At 46.7% G+C, this 18,103-nt stretch carries 12 protein-coding genes and 1 pseudogene; 10 read left to right on the top strand and 3 right to left on the bottom strand.

The features are described 5' to 3' along the window. Nucleotides 1-435 precede the first annotated feature (435 nt). From ACINK7_RS16840 to ACINK7_RS16820, 5 genes are all read left to right on the top strand, one after another. Nucleotides 436-1,518, top strand: a complete 1,083-nt coding sequence (locus ACINK7_RS16840) for a hypothetical protein (protein WP_404357027.1) — start codon at nt 436-438, stop codon at nt 1,516-1,518. Nucleotides 1,519-1,520: 2 nt separating this feature from the next. Beyond that, the gene (locus ACINK7_RS16835; protein ID WP_404357025.1) at nt 1,521-2,975 is read left to right on the top strand and encodes a YcjX family protein; all 1,455 of its coding nucleotides are present in this window, start codon (nt 1,521-1,523) and stop codon (nt 2,973-2,975) included. Next, the gene (locus tag ACINK7_RS16830; protein ID WP_404357023.1) at nt 2,972-3,967 is read left to right on the top strand and encodes a DUF697 domain-containing protein; all 996 of its coding nucleotides are present in this window, start codon (nt 2,972-2,974) and stop codon (nt 3,965-3,967) included. Before ACINK7_RS16835 ends, ACINK7_RS16830 begins: the two co-directional genes overlap by 4 nt. Nucleotides 3,968-4,376: 409 nt before the next feature. Further along, a complete protein-coding gene (locus ACINK7_RS16825; RefSeq protein ID WP_404357021.1) occupies nt 4,377-4,823 on the top strand; it encodes a hypothetical protein in 447 nt (148 codons plus the stop codon). Nucleotides 4,824-5,172: 349 nt separating this feature from the next. Beyond that, nucleotides 5,173-5,643 (top strand): hypothetical protein, encoded by a 471-nt coding sequence (locus tag ACINK7_RS16820; protein ID WP_404357019.1) that lies wholly within the window; start codon nt 5,173-5,175, stop codon nt 5,641-5,643. 5 nt (nt 5,644-5,648) lie between these two features. Here the strand turns inward: ACINK7_RS16820 and ACINK7_RS16815 are convergent, their stop codons facing one another. Next, nucleotides 5,649-6,161, bottom strand: a complete 513-nt coding sequence (locus ACINK7_RS16815; RefSeq protein ID WP_404357017.1) for a recombinase family protein — start codon at nt 6,159-6,161, stop codon at nt 5,649-5,651. Between the two features lie 406 nt (nt 6,162-6,567). On the opposite strand from ACINK7_RS16815, the gene hsdR reads away from it, so the two are divergent. The 5 genes and pseudogenes from hsdR to ACINK7_RS16790 all read left to right on the top strand — a co-directional run bounded on the left by hsdR (nt 6,568) and on the right by ACINK7_RS16790 (nt 14,552). After that, a complete protein-coding gene (hsdR, locus tag ACINK7_RS16810; RefSeq protein WP_404357016.1) occupies nt 6,568-10,038 on the top strand; it encodes a type I restriction-modification system endonuclease in 3,471 nt (1,156 codons plus the stop codon). Nucleotides 10,039-10,055: 17 nt separating this feature from the next. After that, nucleotides 10,056-11,606: pseudogene (locus tag ACINK7_RS16805) on the top strand (N-6 DNA methylase). Next, nucleotides 11,599-13,200, top strand: coding sequence for a restriction endonuclease subunit S (locus ACINK7_RS16800; RefSeq protein ID WP_404357014.1), 1,602 nt, complete (start codon nt 11,599-11,601; stop codon nt 13,198-13,200). Before ACINK7_RS16805 ends, ACINK7_RS16800 begins: the two are co-directional and overlap by 8 nt. Next, complete coding sequence (locus ACINK7_RS16795) at nt 13,191-13,967, top strand: phospholipase D-like domain-containing protein (protein WP_404357013.1); 777 nt, start codon at nt 13,191-13,193, stop codon at nt 13,965-13,967. Before ACINK7_RS16800 ends, ACINK7_RS16795 begins: the two co-directional genes overlap by 10 nt. Nucleotides 13,968-13,982: 15 nt before the next feature. Next, nucleotides 13,983-14,552, top strand: a complete 570-nt coding sequence (locus ACINK7_RS16790) for a hypothetical protein (RefSeq protein ID WP_404357011.1) — start codon at nt 13,983-13,985, stop codon at nt 14,550-14,552. A gap of 3 nt (nt 14,553-14,555) precedes the next feature. On the opposite strand, the gene ACINK7_RS16785 is transcribed toward ACINK7_RS16790, so the two are convergent. Further along, a complete protein-coding gene (locus ACINK7_RS16785) occupies nt 14,556-17,039 on the bottom strand; it encodes a S8 family peptidase (RefSeq protein ID WP_404357009.1) in 2,484 nt (827 codons plus the stop codon). Next, entirely contained in the window at nt 17,040-18,029 is a 990-nt protein-coding gene (locus tag ACINK7_RS16780) for an AAA family ATPase (RefSeq protein WP_404357008.1), read from the bottom strand. It lies immediately after the preceding gene. Nucleotides 18,030-18,103 lie beyond the last annotated feature (74 nt).

Here is an 18,103-nt window from a genome sequence, read left to right as displayed (position 1 = left end):
AGGCTCTGACCTCTTTTACTGTTTGGCTATAAAGACCAAATGCCCTGTATAATCAATGCCTGAAAACGTGAATAGCGTCATTAGAACGATTATTTAGCGTGGCTGGTAAAATTTGCAGCATACAATCAAATATCACTTTCAAGATGCTAGATTGTAAAAATTCGCCTTGTTGCCATCCTTTACACGTACTTGTTAGCTAGATATTACAGCCCTATTTATTGTCTGTGGAAAAAATTACAAAGATATGCTTAATAAGACGATACTATCAACTGAGGTGACATCCGGTTCTGGCTTAATAGCTTATTGCTTGTTGTCTGAAGAGTATTTAACAAATATGGATTTAGCCAAGCTATACCGCGTTTTTTTGGTTAAGTTTGGCACCGGTGCTCAGCTTACTACTGTGTTTCCAAACATTGTCGAAGCGTTGAAGTAAAAATGCTGCGTTTACTGTTGACGTGTCTCGCCGCGATCTCGGCAATTTTGCTGTGGCAAAATGTTTCGCTGGCAGTGCTTGCGTTAACGAGCATCGATCCGGTACCGGAGATTGATCGTCTGATCAAGGAAGAGCGGTATTCCGAGGCGCAAGCATATCTCGATTTTTTCATCACATTTGACGGCTACAAGGATATCCCGGAAATCCAGAAACAAAAAAAAGAAGTCGCTCATCTTCGAACCAATTGGAATTATCGCCTAAGTAAACTTTGGGAAGGAATAAGGACGGGTGAAAGCGATGAAACGATTGGAGTGTATGCCGCTGTGGCTACAGATTTTCTTGTAATCGGAGATCTACGCGACCTTACGCAACAAATGGCGAAATTCATGGATGGCGAAGAAACGGATAAGATACTTGTAGCGCTTTCTTCCATGAGCGTTGCCACAAGCACTGCGCAATTGGCAAGCATTGCTGGTACGATGGCGAGTGGCGGCACTACCGTCCCGGCAACCGTTGCCACATCGGGTATAAAGTCTACGCTAACTACACTCAAGCTGGCTCGCAAAACCGGAAAACTCCCGCCCTGGTTGGATAGTTTCATTGTATCGAACAGCTTCAGTTCAATGAGGGAAATCAAGGATCACATCTATACGCTCACCAACGTTCGCGGCGGTTTACTGCTGCTCAGTGCCACGAAAGACGCCGAATCGCTTCGCCAAATAGCGTATTTTGCTGAAGTCTTCGGGCCTCATGCCGCAGTGATTTACCGTTTAGGCGGAATTAAAGCGGTACAATTAACGCAAAAGACACAACGCTACGGCACGGATACGGTGCGATTGGCTGCCACATTTGGCATTGATGGCATGCGTGTTTTAGAGCGCTTTGGCCCAACTAAATTCTTGGTAAAGGTCAATCGCCTAGCAAGTTGGTTGCATAATGGACATTGGTGGAAATATATTTTCCGCTGGCTTGCCGATATACCATCATGGCTCTTGAGCACGCTGACGGTCTCTGGGGTGTTGGCATGGATTCCTCGCCAACTGCTGCAGCGGACTGTCTTTCGCCAAAAGACAACAGAGGTTTAAAAATGGAAAGTAGCCGTTTAGAAGACTGGTTAGCCCAACGACTGACAATCGGTGTCACGGGGTTTGCAAGGAGTGGTAAAACAGTCTTTATCACCTCTTTTGCGCATGCCTTGATCTCCTTTGCAGCGTTTCAAAATCAACCGGGACAAGGGCCGCTTACCGGGTTTTCTCTGGCCCAGCAAAAACGTTTGCGATCGGTTCGTGTTCGCGACGATCTCAGCCCAACCTATCCGCATTTCCCATTTCGCGCGATGCGCGATGCCCTGCTTGGCCGTATTCCTGCCTGGCCAACACCCACCGAAGGCATTTCGCGTCTCATCCTTGAAATAGAGTACGAACCCGACCACGTTAACCAGAGCGGTTTTTGGTTGCCTTTTTCACGAGCAAGCCATGCATGCCGAACCAAAATCATCGGTCGACCCCACCTCCAATTGGAATTGGTCGATTATCCCGGCGAATGGCTAATGGACCTAGCTTTGCTTGACAAGGAATACGACGCCTGGTCGGAAGATATGTGGCAGTTGGCCATAAGTGGGAGACGTGCCCGGATGAGCGAAGGTTTTCGATCTTTGGTGGCTTCTTTACCGAGCGATACTAATGCCGATGAAGACATCATCATCGCGCTCACCGCCGAGTGGAAGAATTATCTCAAAGCCGCATTAGATGAGGGATTGCCGTTCAATCAACCTGGGCGTTTGCTGCGACCGGGGCCAGAGGGCAAACATGCACCCGTGCTGCGATTCGCTCCGATTCCCAATCAGTTCGGCTTACCTAGGCTTCGTAAAGTATTGCGCAAACGCTTCAAACTTTATCAAGATGAACTCGCCCGGCCATTTTTCAAAATGCATTTTGCAAAAATGGATCGGCAGGTTGTATTGGTAGATATTGTGCGCGTCTTATCGCAACGATATGGCGATAAACACCTGACACTTCAGGAACGGGAAGAAACGTTCAAGGAATTCAGCGAAGCTCTACGCCTAAGCCTTTCCGCATTTCGTTATGGCCAGGGTACCTTGTTAAGCGGTATACAGGGTAACCGAACGAACAAGGCCCTCTTTGTGGCCACAAAAGCGGATCATGTGGTGCGCGGTGATCGTGTGCATCTGGAACGGTTGTTGGGCAATATTTTACACCTGATTGGGGAGCATCAAAGGATTTCCCAAGAAACCTCGGACGCAGCGATAATGGCGCTTGCTTCGGTGCGCGCAACTCATGACATGCGCGAACAAAACTCGCCTTATCGCGAACTTTTGTCGGGACGACGCGCGGGCGAACCTGAACCGCTCCTGAGAGATCCCGGAGCAATTCCGTTGGATTTTCCGATAAACTGGGAAGAGCTTGCCTTCGAATATGCCGCGTTCGAACCCTTGCCGATGCTTTCCGCTTTACAAGAGGGCTTTCCCGCTATAAATCTTGGGAAAGCGATAGAGTTTTTAATTGGAAATGATTGCAAATGACCTCTCCCCCAAGACGACCGGGCATCGTGAATACACCCGCAGATAAGATCGAAAGGCAATGCGAAACCGCCTCGCAAAAGTACACTCCACCGCGTCGCCCCATCATCGTAACGGATGAAGTTAAAGCCAAGAATAACAATTACGAGAAGCTATCAGATGAGGAACCTTCCTCAAAATACTCGATATCGCAAGCCTCAACAATAGCCACCGATACACAAGAATTCGGCTCGACGCCGTGGCGCTATGCCTTGTACGCGACAATGGGATTAGTTACCTTTGCGATGTTTTCAGATTGGTGCGAAACCCTGTGGCTCTATGCGCAAACGCGATGGTGGTATGCTGCGGTTTTAGCTTTTTTGTCCGTTACTGCACTACTATTTTTTTGGCATGCGGTACGTTTCGAACAAAGCGCGGCAAGGCGTTTGGAAAAACGCGCTACGGCTCGTGTAAGTGCAGCGACGGCAATCGAACGAAACGACCTTACGACGTTACGTAACACTCTATCGCCGATTTTGACAGAACTACGTCCTGTTCACACCGAATTGATCGCATCTTTCGAGAAAGCGCAATCCCATACAGAAACAGCGCGCGACTGGGCCCTATTGTTTGAAGATTTGGTGCTGCGCGAAATCGATCGACAGTGCCATAATCTGATCGCACGAGAATATCAAGTCACTACAATTGCACTGACCGTTGCTCCACACCCGGCTCTAGATGCTATGGTGGCGATCTGGCGTGCAAAGCAACTTGTACGCTCGATTTCAATATTGTACGGGCTATCACCGACCGCGTGGTCGTCGTGGCGTTTATTGCGGAATGCACTCACAAGCGCGAGCTTGGCAGCTGGAATCAGTTTCGTAAGTGACGTAGCACTCGATGGCGCTAAGAAAATCGCAGGCAATATTGCGCAAGTGGGATTGATCACACTACGTTTAGAGCGTTTAGGTAAACTGACTATTGTGGCGTGTCGTCCAATACCCCCGCAACGGTAAAATGGGTGCGTTTAAATAAACGACACTAAGCTGTCAAAACTTTTAAAACAGTGTCGAGGAGCTAGGGGGCATATTGACATTCAGGTATTTTCTTAGACGAGAAGGTGTCTATGGCTTTCGGTGTCTTGCATCAGACATTGTTAGTCATGTTTATAGTTGCAAATTGTTTAGGTTTGGTTAGCGATCACTATTCGCGATAAAGCCTTTTATGTTGGCTAATAATTTGTTGTTGGCTAATCTCTCTAGCGAATGGCGCAATGAAAAAGACGGAAAAAGGAGGCCTGGATGTCAAATGTAAAGCTTGAGCTCGTTTTGCGTCAACTCGAGATGTATAGGTAAAAAATATATTAACTATTTAAAAAGGACAATATGAGCTTCGCTGGTTTTTTTTCTTATAGTCATTTTTTTAGTGTTAAATTTGTGTTCAGGTATAAGCTTCACTGAATTTCTTTTCTTTATAGTCTTTTTTTCAGTTCTTGATCTACTGAATATAAGTATCAATACTGGATTTTTTGTTTTAATTGTTCTGGCTATCATTCGCCTTATTTGGGTACATTTTGATAGAAAAAAGAATCCTGAAAAATGGGCAGAAATAGATCGAAAAATAAAAGAGGAGGCTCAAATTAAAGAGGAAAAAGAGCGTCCTAAAGTTGCTGAGAACTACTATTGGCGATATCAAGATGCAATGAAACGTATTTCAAAAAGTGAGTGGGTTTTGATGAACAGGGAAGAAAAATCTGATGTTTTCAAAGGCAGAGAGGGGCTAAAACAAGGATTTTTTAATCTACCTCGGAAAACCCAAGAATTTATAATAAAAAAATATGATGTTGATAATAGATTCCCAAACATCGATTAGATCAACACATAACAATCACGGTGGCTTTAAACAAACGACACCAAAGTCCCATAGACTTTACATGGAAACCTATAGCTGCCAAGGCTTGACGTCAATTATCGACTCCCCAAAAATTCGGTCTAAAGTAAGATCTAAAATTGGGATGTTCAAAATCGAGTCAAAGCCACGCCATACGTGGCATTGCAAAAAGCGCTATGAAACAACTGAAATTTTTAATATTTCAAAAAAGAAAGAATGTCGTCATTTTGTAATATTAAAAAATCGGGTAAACGATTTAGCATTATTTTAATGCTCATCGTTTTGCGGTAAACGGCATCTTTTATACCTATGAACCTAGGTGATTAAAAATATGAAAAAATACATCAAACCGCTAATCAGTCTAACGATGGGCATTTTTCTCATCGTTATTGGCATTAATATGTCTAAAGCCCAAAATATGTGGGATGAGAAAAAGACTGACCTAATCGTAAAGCCAGGCACCAAAGGTAGAAATGCAGCTATCGGTGCAGGTGTCGGTGCAGTCGGTGGCGGGGTCACGGCCACGATTGTTGGTGGGATCGGCATTGTTGTTGCGGGTACCGGTGTTGGCTTGCCAGCAGGAATAGGTTTGATTTCCCTTGCGGCAACCCTTGGTGCTGGTGCCGGTGCGGTTGCAGGTGCTGCTACAGGTGACTCGACATCCGTGGATACGGTCACAACTACCATCACACATGTTGCCCCTGTTTATGAAACATGGCAATGGGGAGTTGTGTTAGCAATCGGTATTTCCTTGCTAATCTATTCGGTTTATAAGATTAGTCATTTCAAGGTATCACCATAGCCTTCTCAAGTTACCTTTCTATTATCCGCTAAAATTCGATAAACGCTGGCCTCACCGATATTAAGCTGCCGGGCAATCTGCGTTTTTGTTACGCCATTAGACGCGAGTTCAACGACTCTCTGGCGCAATTCAGTGGCCAAAGGCTTTCGGCCTTTATACTTGCCTGCGGCTTTTGCTTTGGCGACACCTTCCCGCTGCCTCTCCAACATGATTTCCCGCTCGAATTGAGCGACACCGCCCAAGACGGTCAGCATCAGCTTGCCGGTGGGCGTTTGCGTGTCCATGCCCAGGTTAAGAATGCGCAGGCCGGCCTGCTTTTTTTCCAGCGTCTGAATAATGGCCATGAGATCCGCCACCGATCGGGCTAACCGGTCAAGCTTTGTCACGACCAAGACATCGCCTTCCCGAGTAAATTCTAAGGCTGCTTCTAATTGAGCCCGAACGGAAACCGAGGAAACCTGCTCCTGAAAGATTTTTTTTGCACTGAGCCGTTTCGAGTTCTCGAAGTTGCGCTTCAAGCCCTGCGATTTGTTCAGTAGTCGACGTTCTGGCGTAACCGATAATCATGTTTCTCTAAATAGAATCACAGATGCTGTGATAGAGTTCCTATCATAATGTGCGTATTCTGATTAATTTGAACACCGATTCTGGCCAAGTTGAACAGTTCAAAACCTAACTCATCAGCCGATCCGTTCATAAAGAACTTATGAATGCACTTATATTTGTGTCGAATAACACTAAAAGTGTCATTTGTGATAGATTTGTGTCAAATTAGCGACAAAGATAGTGTCGATATTGTTACTGTTTTTAAGAAACCAGGAAAATCGCGGCCGTAACGAATCAAAGATTGCTGGGGCGAACACGAGTTTTCAGGGAATCAATCACTAATATGGTTTAAGAAAATAATAAGGGGTATCGTGTTTTATGGATGAAAAAAGCAACTTTAATTTTTTAATAGAGCACGACCCACTATTTTTCCAGTTAGCCTCGGCTGCCGAGCGTGCCTTCGCCAGCGATCCAAATACAACGCTCATTAAACTTCGCCAACTCGGTGAAGCAATCGCCCAAGACCTGGCAGCACGTTGCGGCATTCAATTCGGCGACAAAACCAGCCAAGCCGATTTATTGTTCAAGCTCAATCGAGAAATTCGTCTCGATGCCAATGTGGCCGAGCTGTTCCATACCCTACGCATTGAAGGTAACCGCGCTACCCATCAATTCAAAACACAACACAAAGAAGCCTTAGATGGTCTGCGTATCGCCCGCGCCTTGGCGATTTGGTTTCATCAGGCATTTGGCAAGCAAGGCACAAATTTCAAACCTGGTCCATTCATCGCACCGACCGATCCTAGTCTTGAATTGCGTGAGTTGATTATCCAGATCGAACAACTCAAGGCTAAACTTCAAGATGCCAGCGAGCAAGTCGAGACCAACCAACAACTGATCGAACTGACGGCGCGCGAAAGGGAGCAATACGCGGTCTTGGCCGAACAGATGGATGCCGAGGCTCGAATCTTCGAGCAGATGGCGCAAGAGCATGAACAGCAACTGCATCAAGAACGCCAAGCTTTTGAGGCTCGATTGCAAGCCATGCAGGCAGAGCTGGAAACGAAGGCACATGCCAGTAAGGAAGCCAGTGCCAGCATTAAAAAGGCGACTGCCGAACTCTCGCTCAACGAAGAATTAACTCGCATTCTGATCGATCAACAGCTGATCGCCGCCGGCTGGGAAGCCGATACCGAACAATTGACTTATCAGAAAGGCGCAAGACCGGAAAAAGGCAAAAACAAAGCCATTGCCGAATGGCCGACGAAAGGCAAACAATCAGCCGACTACGTGCTATTTGCCGGATTGACGCCGATTGCCGTGGTCGAAGCCAAGCGCGAAAACGTCAATGTTGCTGGAAAAATCCCGCAAGCGGAACGCTATTCACGCGGCTTCACACCGACTAACAGCATGCAACCCGCTTGGCAAAAACAAGGACGCACCATTGCTTGGCCGGATCATGAAGATGGCCATTACCAGATTCCATTCGTCTATTCCTGTAACGGCCGGCCTTTCGTCAAACAGCTCGCCGAACAATCCGGCACTTGGTTTCGTGATGTGCGCGAGCCGTCTAATTTGGCCAAACCCTTACCCGATTTTCATAGTCCCGCCGGCTTACTGGATAAACTGGAACGCAGTAAAGCGGCGGCGGAAGAAAAGCTGAAACAAGAAGGCTTTGCCTATCTGCGCCTGCGTGATTATCAGGAAAAAGCAATACAGGCTACCGAGTTGGCATTGGAAGCCAACCAAACCAACTGTCTGTTGGCCATGGCCACCGGCACAGGTAAAACCCGCACCATCATCGGCTTGATGTATCGCTTCTTGAAAGCCGAACGCTTCAAACGCATCCTATTTTTGGTGGACCGGACCGCGCTCGGCCAACAGGCTATCGATTCGTTTAACGATGCGACCCTGGAACAAAACCAAACCTTATCCAAAATCTACAACGTCGCTGAACTCGGTGATATGGCCGCCGAAGCGGAAACCCGCATTCAGGTTTCAACCGTGCAAGCCATGGTCAAACGCATTTTCCAATCCGACAATCCGCCGAATATCGATGCCTACGATTGTTTGATCGTCGATGAAGCCCACCGTGGCTATGCTTTGGATCAGGACATGACCGAAGGCGAAATGGCGATGCGCGATGTCGCGCAATATCTGTCCAGTTACCGCCGCGTATTGGATTATTTCGATGCGGTCAAAATCGGCCTGACCGCCACGCCTGCTAAACATACCACCGACATCTTCGGTAAGCCGGTCTACACCTATTCCTACCGCGAAGCCGTGGCCGACGACTGGTTGATCGACCATGAGCCGCCGATTCGTTATGAAACCCTGCTGTCGCAAAAAGGCATCCAATTTGCCAAAGGCAGCCAGGTCAATGTCGTCAACACCCAAACCGGCGCGGTCGAGCTGGCAACGCTGGACGATGACATGAACTTCGATGTCGATGACTTTAATCGCCGCGTCATCAGTCCATCGTTCAATAAGGTGATCTGCAAGGAATTGGTCAAAGAGCTCGATCCGTTCGGCGACGAGAAAACCTTGATCTTCTGTGCTTCGGATCGCCATGCCGATATGGTCAAACGTATTCTCGACCGCTTATACAAGAAAATGTACGGTGACGAGTACAACGAAGCGGCAGTCAAGAAAATCACCGGCCAAAGCGACAAGGTTAACCAGTTAATCCGCCAATACAAAAACGAACGCTACCCCAGTATCGCTATTACTGTCGATTTGCTCACCACCGGTATCGACGTACCGAAAATCTGTCATGTTGTATTTTTCCGCCGTGTACGCTCGCGGATTCTGTACGAACAAATGCTGGGCCGTGGCACACGCCGTTGCGACGAAATCGGTAAAACCGTGTTCAGGATTTACGATCCGGTCGACATCTATGCCACATTGAAAGATGTCAGCGATATGAAACCGCTGGTCAAAGACCCCAATATTTCGATCGAGCAGCTTATCGAGGAACTAAACAATCCAGAAAGCCTAACCGCAACCGGCACTAAACCGGATATCAGCCATGCCCAGGATGTCTTGAATGCCTTGAGCCAACGCATCATGCGCATCCTGCGCAAAGCCAAAACCAAGGCCGCCAATAAACCGGAGCTACAAAAGAAACTGAGCGAACTGGAAGATTCATGGGGCGTAGCGCCGGAAAAACTGCATCAACACTTGCATCAGCTTGGCCCGGAACAAGCGGCACAGTTCATCCAAAATAATGCCAATCTGCTTAATCAACTGGAACAAGTCAAAACCTTGCTTGGATCCGAATATTACCCGCTACTCGCCGACCATCAGGACGAATTGAAAGCCCGTGAGCAAAGCTATGGTAAATACGACAAGCCCGCCGATTACCTGGAAAGCTTTAACGACTTCATCAAAAACCAAATCAACCAGTCGGCAGCCTTGGCCGTGGTGGTCAATAAGCCCAAAGACCTGACCCGCGAGCAACTGCGCGAAATCCGCCTGTTATTGGATCAACACGGCTACAGCGAAGCCAAACTGCAAAGCGCCTGGCGCAATCAAACCAACCAGGACATCGCCGCCAGTATCATCGGTTACATCCGCCAAGCAGCAATCGGCGAGGCCCTGATCCCGTTCGAGCAACGTGTTGTTCACGCCATGCAAAAAATCTACGCATTGCATCCCTGGACGCAAGTACAACGCAAATGGCTTGATCGCTTGGCCAAACAACTCAGTCATGAAGTGGTGATCGATCAAACCTTCGTCAATCGCGTATTCGCCAATGACGGCGGCGCCAAAACTCTCAATAATTTACTCAACCAGCAACTGGATAATGTACTGGATACCCTGGCCGACTCAATCTGGTCAGCCGCTTGAATCATCAATAAATACTAATGCGCAATAACGAAATCGTCCAAAAACTGTGGAATCTCTGTGACGTCTTAAGAGACGATGGCATCAACTACTCGGATTACGTCACCGAGCTGGTGTTGCTGCTGTTCATCAAAATGGAATTCGAAAACACCGAGGCTGGCATCCTGCAAAAACATAAACTGCCGGAAGGCTGCCGTTGGCCGGATTTGACCAAGCTATCGGGCTTGAATCTACTCAACCATTACCGGCAATTGCTGTTGGATTTATCCAAAAGTGATGACCATTTGATTGCCGCCATTTACGCTGATGCGCAAACCCGCTTGCGCGAACCGCGCCATCTGGAACAACTGATCAAAAGCCTGGATACCATCGACTGGTTCAGCGCCAAGCGCGATGGCCTGGGCGACTTGTATGAAGGCCTGCTGGAGAAAAACGCCAGCGAAACCAAGTCCGGCGCCGGTCAATACTTTACCCCGCGTCCGTTGATCGACAGCATCATTCGCTGCATCCAGCCGCAAGCCGGTGAACTGATTCAAGACCCTGCCGCCGGCACCGCCGGTTTCCTGATTGCCGCCGACGCCTATATCAAACAACAGACCGACGATCTCTAAGATCGGGACGAAAAAGCCCAACGCTTCCAGCGCAATCAAGCCTTTGTCGGCATGGAGTTGGTGCCAGGCACCCGCCGCTTGGCATTGATGAATTGCCTGCTGCACGGCATGGAAGGCGACGATGAAGGCGTGGTGCATCTGGGCAATACCTTGGGGCAACCTGGAACCCATTTACCCAAAGCCGACGTGATTCTGACCAATCCGCCGTTCGGCACCGCCAAAGGCGGCGAAGCCAGCGTCACTCGCGACGACTTCACCTACAAAACCAGCAACAAGCAACTGGTGTTCTTGCAGCATATCTACCGTAGCCTGAAACCAGGAGGTCGCGCCGCAGTGGTGCTGCCGGATAACGTGCTGTTCGAGGCCGGTGTCGGTAGCGACATCCGCCGCGATTTGATGCACAAATGTAACCTGCACACCATCCTGCGCCTGCCGACCGGCATTTTTTACGCCCAGGGTGTCAAGACCAATGTGTTGTTCTTTAGCAAAGGCACAGCTGCCAATCCAAGACAGGAAGAAAATTGCACTCTACAGGTGTGGGTCTACGACTTGCGTACCAACATGCCCAGCTTCGGCAAGCGCACGCCATTCGGCCAACAGCATCTAGCTCCTTTCGAAGCTGTATTCAGCGCCGGCCGTCAGGAAGGCGAATGGAGTTTTACCGGCAAGGACGATGACGCCAATAAAACGCTGGAAGAATCCCGCTGGCGTTGCTTCAGCCGTGACTGGATCAAAACCCAAAAAGGCGACTCGCTGGATATCGCTTGGTTGAAAGATCAGGACAGCGTCGATGCCGCTAGCCTACCGGAACCGGATGTATTGGCTGCCGAAGCGATGAGCGAATTGACCGAGGCCTTGCGGGAATTGGACGGGTTGATGCAGGCTTTGGGGGCTGGCGATCAGGCGCAGGTGCAGAAAGATTTGTTGGCGGAAGTTTTGGGATTAGCTGAACATGACTAATTCCGAAGTTAGAGATATGGACTCAGTTAGTGCTAACGATGCCCAACATGCAACTACTGTAACGAGTGATTGGCCGAGTCTTCCGTTGTCAAAGGTGACTCAAATAATACGTGGAGTTACGTATAGAAAGAATGATTCTGCTGATATTCAAGTTGATGGGTATTTGCCGGTATTAAGGGCCAACAACATCCAGAACAATCGGCTCTTATTTGATGATCTGGTTTATGTTCCTGGTAATTTAATATCCGAACAACAAAAAATAAAATGTGGAGACATTGTCGTTGCAATGTCAAGTGGAAGTCGAAATATAGTAGGTAAAGCGGCAAGCGCCATTGAGGATTGGATTGGTGGTTTTGGAGCATTTTGCGGAGTATTGCGTCCCATAACGTCAATCAATGCTCGTTATGTCAAATGGTTTACGGTATCAAGCGAATATCGGAATAAGGTTTCTGAGCTTGCAGCAGGTGTAAATATAAATAACTTAAAGCCTTCCCATTTCGACGAAATTCTTATTCCAATTGCACCGCTATCCGAACAACACCAAATCGCCGCTAAACTGGACGAACTGCTGGCACAAGTAGACAGCATCAAAACCCGCCTCGATTCCATTCCCAAAATCCTCAAACGCTTCCGCCAATCCGTGCTGGCTGCGGCGGTGAGTGGGAAGTTGACTGAAGATTGGCGAGAAGTAAACTCATTTGATGTTGGCAAAGAGATATTACTGCTTAAAAAAGATAGAGACGATGAGTTTAATTTGTTAGCTGAGCAACAATTGAAGCGAAGTGGGCAAAACCCAAGGAAATTGGATTTTTCAACTTTAAATGATGAGCCCCCTTTTCGAGATATTCCAAATGGTTGGAAATTAATCGAGCTAGGGGAAATTATATGTTATTTGACCGATTATCATGCAAATGGGAGCTATGAAACATTAAAAGAGCATGTCGAATTAAAAGAAAATGAAGATTATGCCTGCATGATTCGTGCGACAAATTTTGAGAAAAATAATTTCTCTGACTTACTGATCTATATATCCGTAGAAGCTTACCATTTTTTAGGAAAAAGTAAGTTGTTCGGCGGCGAGATATTGATTGGAAAAATCGGTAATGCAGGGTCAGTTTACCTAATGCCAAATCTTAATAGGCCTGCAAGTTTAGCAATGAACCTTTTTGCAATTCGATTTTCAAATAAATTGGTTAATTCAAAGTACATTTATTACTTTTTAAAGAGTCATATTGGAGAACAAAATATTCAGAAATATGTAAGAGGTGTTGCGACCAAGTCGATTGATAAAAAATCACTAAGAAGTGTGTACGTAAATTTCCCCTCGCACGGAGAACAAACCGAAATCGTCAACCGAGTAGAACAACTTTTCACCTACGCCGACCAAATTGAACAACGCGTCAAAGACGCTCAGAGCCGCGTTAACCACCTGACTCAGTCCATCCTCGCCAAAGCCTTTTGCGGCGAACTCACCGCAGATTGGCGTGCGCAAAATCCCGATTTAATCAGCGGCGAAAACAGTGCTGAGGCTTTGTTAAGAAAAATCAATGCGGAACGAACAACTCAGAAAGTAAGAGGCAAGAAATGCAGCTGATAGCAGGACGCCTTAATAACCAATGGCTTGAAACCATTCTGAATGGCGCTGTTGGCACCGATTGGGTTAAAGCGGCTATTGCCTATGCTAGCGGAGATCCAAAATTAATTAAATTTTGTTTTGACCACAATATACGTTTGGAATATTGGGGGAGATACGATTGTTCTGTGCCAGTTAGCACTGAAATCTTGAAAAAATTTTTAAGGAAAAAATCGGCTAACTATACTTGCAAGCTCGTTCCAGACATTTTTCACCCGAAAGTTATTTGGTGGGGTGGTTATGGCGCTTATATTGGTTCAGCGAATCTAACTGATAGGGCTTGGCATGAAAATATTGAATGTGGTTTGTTTTTAACAGAGTCCGAGCTTATTTCTAATGGCGTTGACCTAGAATTAGAGCGTTTTTTTGAAAGTGTTGATGAATATGCCTGCCCTTTAACTCAAGAGTTAATAGACGAGTTGGAAGGTTTTGAGCGCAAGCAACGCGACTTATTAAATCAGATGGAGAAATTGAAAGAAGGCTTAGGCAGCAAACGCAGTATTCCAGAGCTTACGTTTATTGCTCCCTCAAAAAAGGCCCGTGCTGAAGATCGATTAAAAGCCTCGTTTTTGAAAGAATGGAATGAAACATTACAAATTCTGAGAAATATTTCCGAAAAGGTTTGTCAGGATGAAAATAGACCTAGTTGGGTGCCTGCTGATTCCGCCAAGGGTATACAAGCCGATCAATTTTTGCATGCTTATTATTATTCCTATATTCGTGAATGAAACAAACATCCCTATATGGATAATTTTGAACTAAACAAATCCAATCCAGAGATGGCAACTAAAAATGCTATTGATTGGTGGAGACAATTGGACAATCCACCAACATCAGAAGGCGAAATAATTAACGAATGGGCAGAACCTAATCGAAAGTTACTAGAAAAAGAGGCTATCAAAAAATGGACTATAGAAAACCTAATCCAACTTTGTTCACGGGTACATGCGGCTAGAGATCATTCATTAAGAGTTGATAATCAAACTTACGGATTGTCTAAATGTACAAAGCAAAAAAGCCAGGATGAGTGCATCAAACTTTTAGCCAATTTTCTATGGAGTCAACGCTCTGTTTCAGGGAAATCTATTTTAGATGTGATCACTTATGTTTTATATGATGGGCCTGACAAGGATTTACCGGTTAGGCTTTGGGACGCTACGCATGATGAAAAATGGCGAATTCCTCATCTGGGATTAAGTACGTTAGGTGAATTAGTTGGCTGGGCCAAACCAAATTTGTTTCCCCCTAGAAATGGCAGAACTAGCAAAGCACTTACGGCTTTAGGGTATAAAGTTAGAATACATTCTGGTTAATCATTAAACCATTACTGAGAGCTGAATTTGATTTGCTATCGGAGTGTAAATATCCGTCTCCACACTCGGCGTTTTAATGCTAACGATCAAGGCATAACGGGCCGACTTTCCCCAACGCTCCAAATTCGCTCGCTCTTTCCACCAACCCAGCACTGGAGAAACGGCAATATAACCTCGCTCGGCAAGTTCAGCAGCTTGGCCTGTCCAGGTATCAGAGTGAACAGAACCCAGACTGCGCAATTTTTCACCTAACAGCCACTGGCCGCTATCGGGCGTAGCGCCGTTGTAGGCATGTTCTTCGTCTCTGGCTTTTTGATTGATGCGTTGTTTGAAATCTGTAAGTGTCTCTAATGGACGACGCACATCGAAGCGCAGACCGTGTGATGCATAGCGGTATTTATTGACCCAGCCGCGTTCCCCTGGGTTAGGTTCAATGAAATAAGATAAGGTCACCTTCATTTCAACTTGGGTATTCGGGGGTAAGTTGCGCAGATCATCGGTTGGCCAAGGCAAGGTGTGTAAATTGATGTCACGGGTTTTAACGTTACTGCCTTCCTTGGTATATGGATGAATCACGTCTTGAGCGACAAGAGTAAGTTCGTTACGAGCGCTCCAAAATAGTGTGTCTTCATCGGGTACACCATATCCGCAATAACGCAAGAGTTGCCGGTATTTTTCCTTAGTGGTGAAAGGTTCGAACACAGCTTTCATGGCTGGCGTCCAGAAGGCAGAATGAATCAATAGTGCCCTGATGGTTTCCGGCCAATAGTCTGGGTATAAGGCTTGTACTCTTGCTGCCAGATTTGCTGCCAAGGCTGCCGCAGCACTGGTATCGCCAAACGATACCAATTGTTTACCCAACACAAATTGATGGCCAGTGCTGAGCAATTGCAAGGCATCGTCGATGTAGTCGGCTTCAATGTGTGCTGGATTAGTGGCCATATTACCTGCTTCCATGACAATGTCCGGTTTGATTGGCCATGTCTTTTGCCATTCCATTGACGTGCAACTGGCCGGTGCCAAACCGCCTATTGGCGCAAGTGGGGACCAATCAGGATTCGCCGCTGTGTCTAGCCAGACTTTTTCAGTATAGCCACCTACCGTAAGCGCATTCCAGGATTGACCTGGATCGTGTACTTCATCGGTCAGGTTATTGTTTGGATATAGGTGTCTGTGTTGTGGATCAGTATTGCCCGCCGACAAAATAATCAATCGCTGTTGCTCATCTTCCGCACCTGAGGAAATGGCATCAATAGTTGCAGACCACGATGAGGGGCGACCACGATCTCTATCATCTGTAGTGGATACAGCCATGCAAAACACGCGCTGCCGATCTGCGGCTGTAATTTCCACTTTGCCTATGCTGTCACGGGTGATGGCACCGTATAGTTTTTTGTCATTATGAAAATCAGGATTGGGCGTGATTTTGACTGATTCCAATCGATGAGTGAGTTGTATCGGCAATGGATTAGCCAGTGCCTCAGTTAAGTCGCCATAGATCGATACGCCCGCCATATTGGTGCCATGGCCGTTTCGATCATCGGTACCCCAACCGGGAATATAGGCATGCATGTCGGTCGTTTCTGCGACGGGCTGCAATAGCGGGTGCTCATGATTGATACCGGTATCTAAAATACAAACCGACGGTGCAGTGTCGGACGGTGGCGTTAGATTTTGTAAGGTTTGTTCCATCCAAGCTCGCTGGTCTTGTCGACTCATACCGGTGAAAAAATCGGCGGTATCTTTGGCTTTTCTGAGCTCGGCAATTGCACCTAACAAATGGATTGAATGGCTAATCTGTTCGCGTGTACCGAAAACCAGAATAATGGTTCTGTCGAGAAAGCGAATCGACTCGGAACTTACCCTGAGATTGAGCTGCGGAGCATGCTCGCGAACAAAAGCTTCACAATCGTATCTTTCCGAATGTCTTAGCCAAACTTCCCACCAAATCGCTTGCCCTGCATCCGGCATCAATTCGGGCTCATCTGTCCAAAGCGCATCGATTGCGGCAAGCTTGATCGCACTAATGCTTTCAACCAACTCTCTATTTTTGGGTTGGTTTTTATTTGTGTTTTCAGACTGGTATTGGGCGATTTTGGTTAGAAAATGGGCAAGCTTACCTTCCGGTACGAAAACGGTGGCGATGGTTTTGCCATCAACAAGTTTTACGTTACAAAGCTCAATCCCGCTTCGCTGAAATTCCAGGCTGGCAAACTTAAGTTCGAAATCCGGTTCGCTTTCAAAGGCCAGATAAAGACCATTACCGACATCCAAACCGAATGCCTTTTGTTGTTCGATGATGCCGGATTCTTGAGACTGAATGTGCTGAATTTGCTCAATCAGTTGTTGAGAGTGGGCCTGACGATCTCTTGGTGGTGTTCGTAAACCAGCGCCGCCCATTCCTTGTGTTGGACGGGAGTAACTTTCGGTGGTTACCGAATCTCTTATCAGTAAATGCGGAAGGTGTTCCCTGCTTTGGTCGGACATTTATCGGCTGTTTTGTTTTTGTCGAACAAGTTGCCGTTCTTTGATCGAGTGCATTATGTCGGTATGGGTAACGGCATCCTTATTATGAATGATGACATCTTTAATTGCATCTTCGCAGACGCGGTTGATGTCACCAAAACTCAATGTATTTGCTGCTTCTGCTGCTTTAGCCCAAAGAATGCGAGTGGTTTTAAAAGCGGCCAATTTGGATTTTAGGGCAGCAACGATCTCTTGTTTCGTTGGCAATTCATATTCGATTAGATCGTCAAAGCGGCGGAATAAAGCGTGATCCAAAAGTTCATGGTGGTTCGTTGCAGCAATCAGCAAACTATCGGAACTGTCCTGCTCTATCATCTGTAAAAAGCTATTTAATACTCGGCGGACTTCGCCAATGTCGTTGGGGCTACCTCGTTGTGAGCCAATGCTGTCGAATTCATCAAACAGATAGACCCCGCGAGTCTGCTCGATTGCGTCGAAGATCAGGCGCAATTTTGCGGCAGTTTCACCCATATATTTGGTCATCAGGCTTTCGAGTCGCACAATGAAAAGTGGCAATCCCAGCTCACCCGCCAATACCAAAGCCGTCATGGTTTTACCTGTACCTGGTGGGCCAACTAGCAACAGCTTTTTACGCGGAGCCAAACCATGAGCACGTAAGCGTTGGACGTGTTTATGCTCTTTGATTAAACGATCTAATTTGGTCTGAATGTTTTCCGAAAGCACCATGTCCGCCAATCTTAGCTGAGGGTAGGAAACGTTCAGTAACTGGCTAAGTTCGCCTTTAGGCTTGGCTAGCGGGATGGTTTTGGATTCAGAGAGTCGAGTTTTTACCTTTGCACTATCGATTAGTTCGCGTATCTCTTTGGCAAGGTTGCCATGTCCCTTTTTAGCTTCTTGTGCGGCCATTTGCATGGCGATCGACAAAAACATAGCCTCGTCGCCATCGACGTGCGATTTGAGCAAAGCTTTGATTTGATTAGCAATAGCCATGGAATAAGGGTTGAAAGTTTTGAATTTAGATCATGAAATTGTAGTTGAAAGGAACATTAAAGTAAAAATGAGAC

Source organism: Methylotuvimicrobium sp. KM1 (assembly GCF_044788715.1).
Lineage (GTDB): Bacteria > Pseudomonadota > Gammaproteobacteria > Methylococcales > Methylomonadaceae > Methylotuvimicrobium.
The sequence above is the reverse complement of the archived record's forward strand: the minus strand, read 5'-3'. Positions and strand labels throughout refer to the sequence as shown.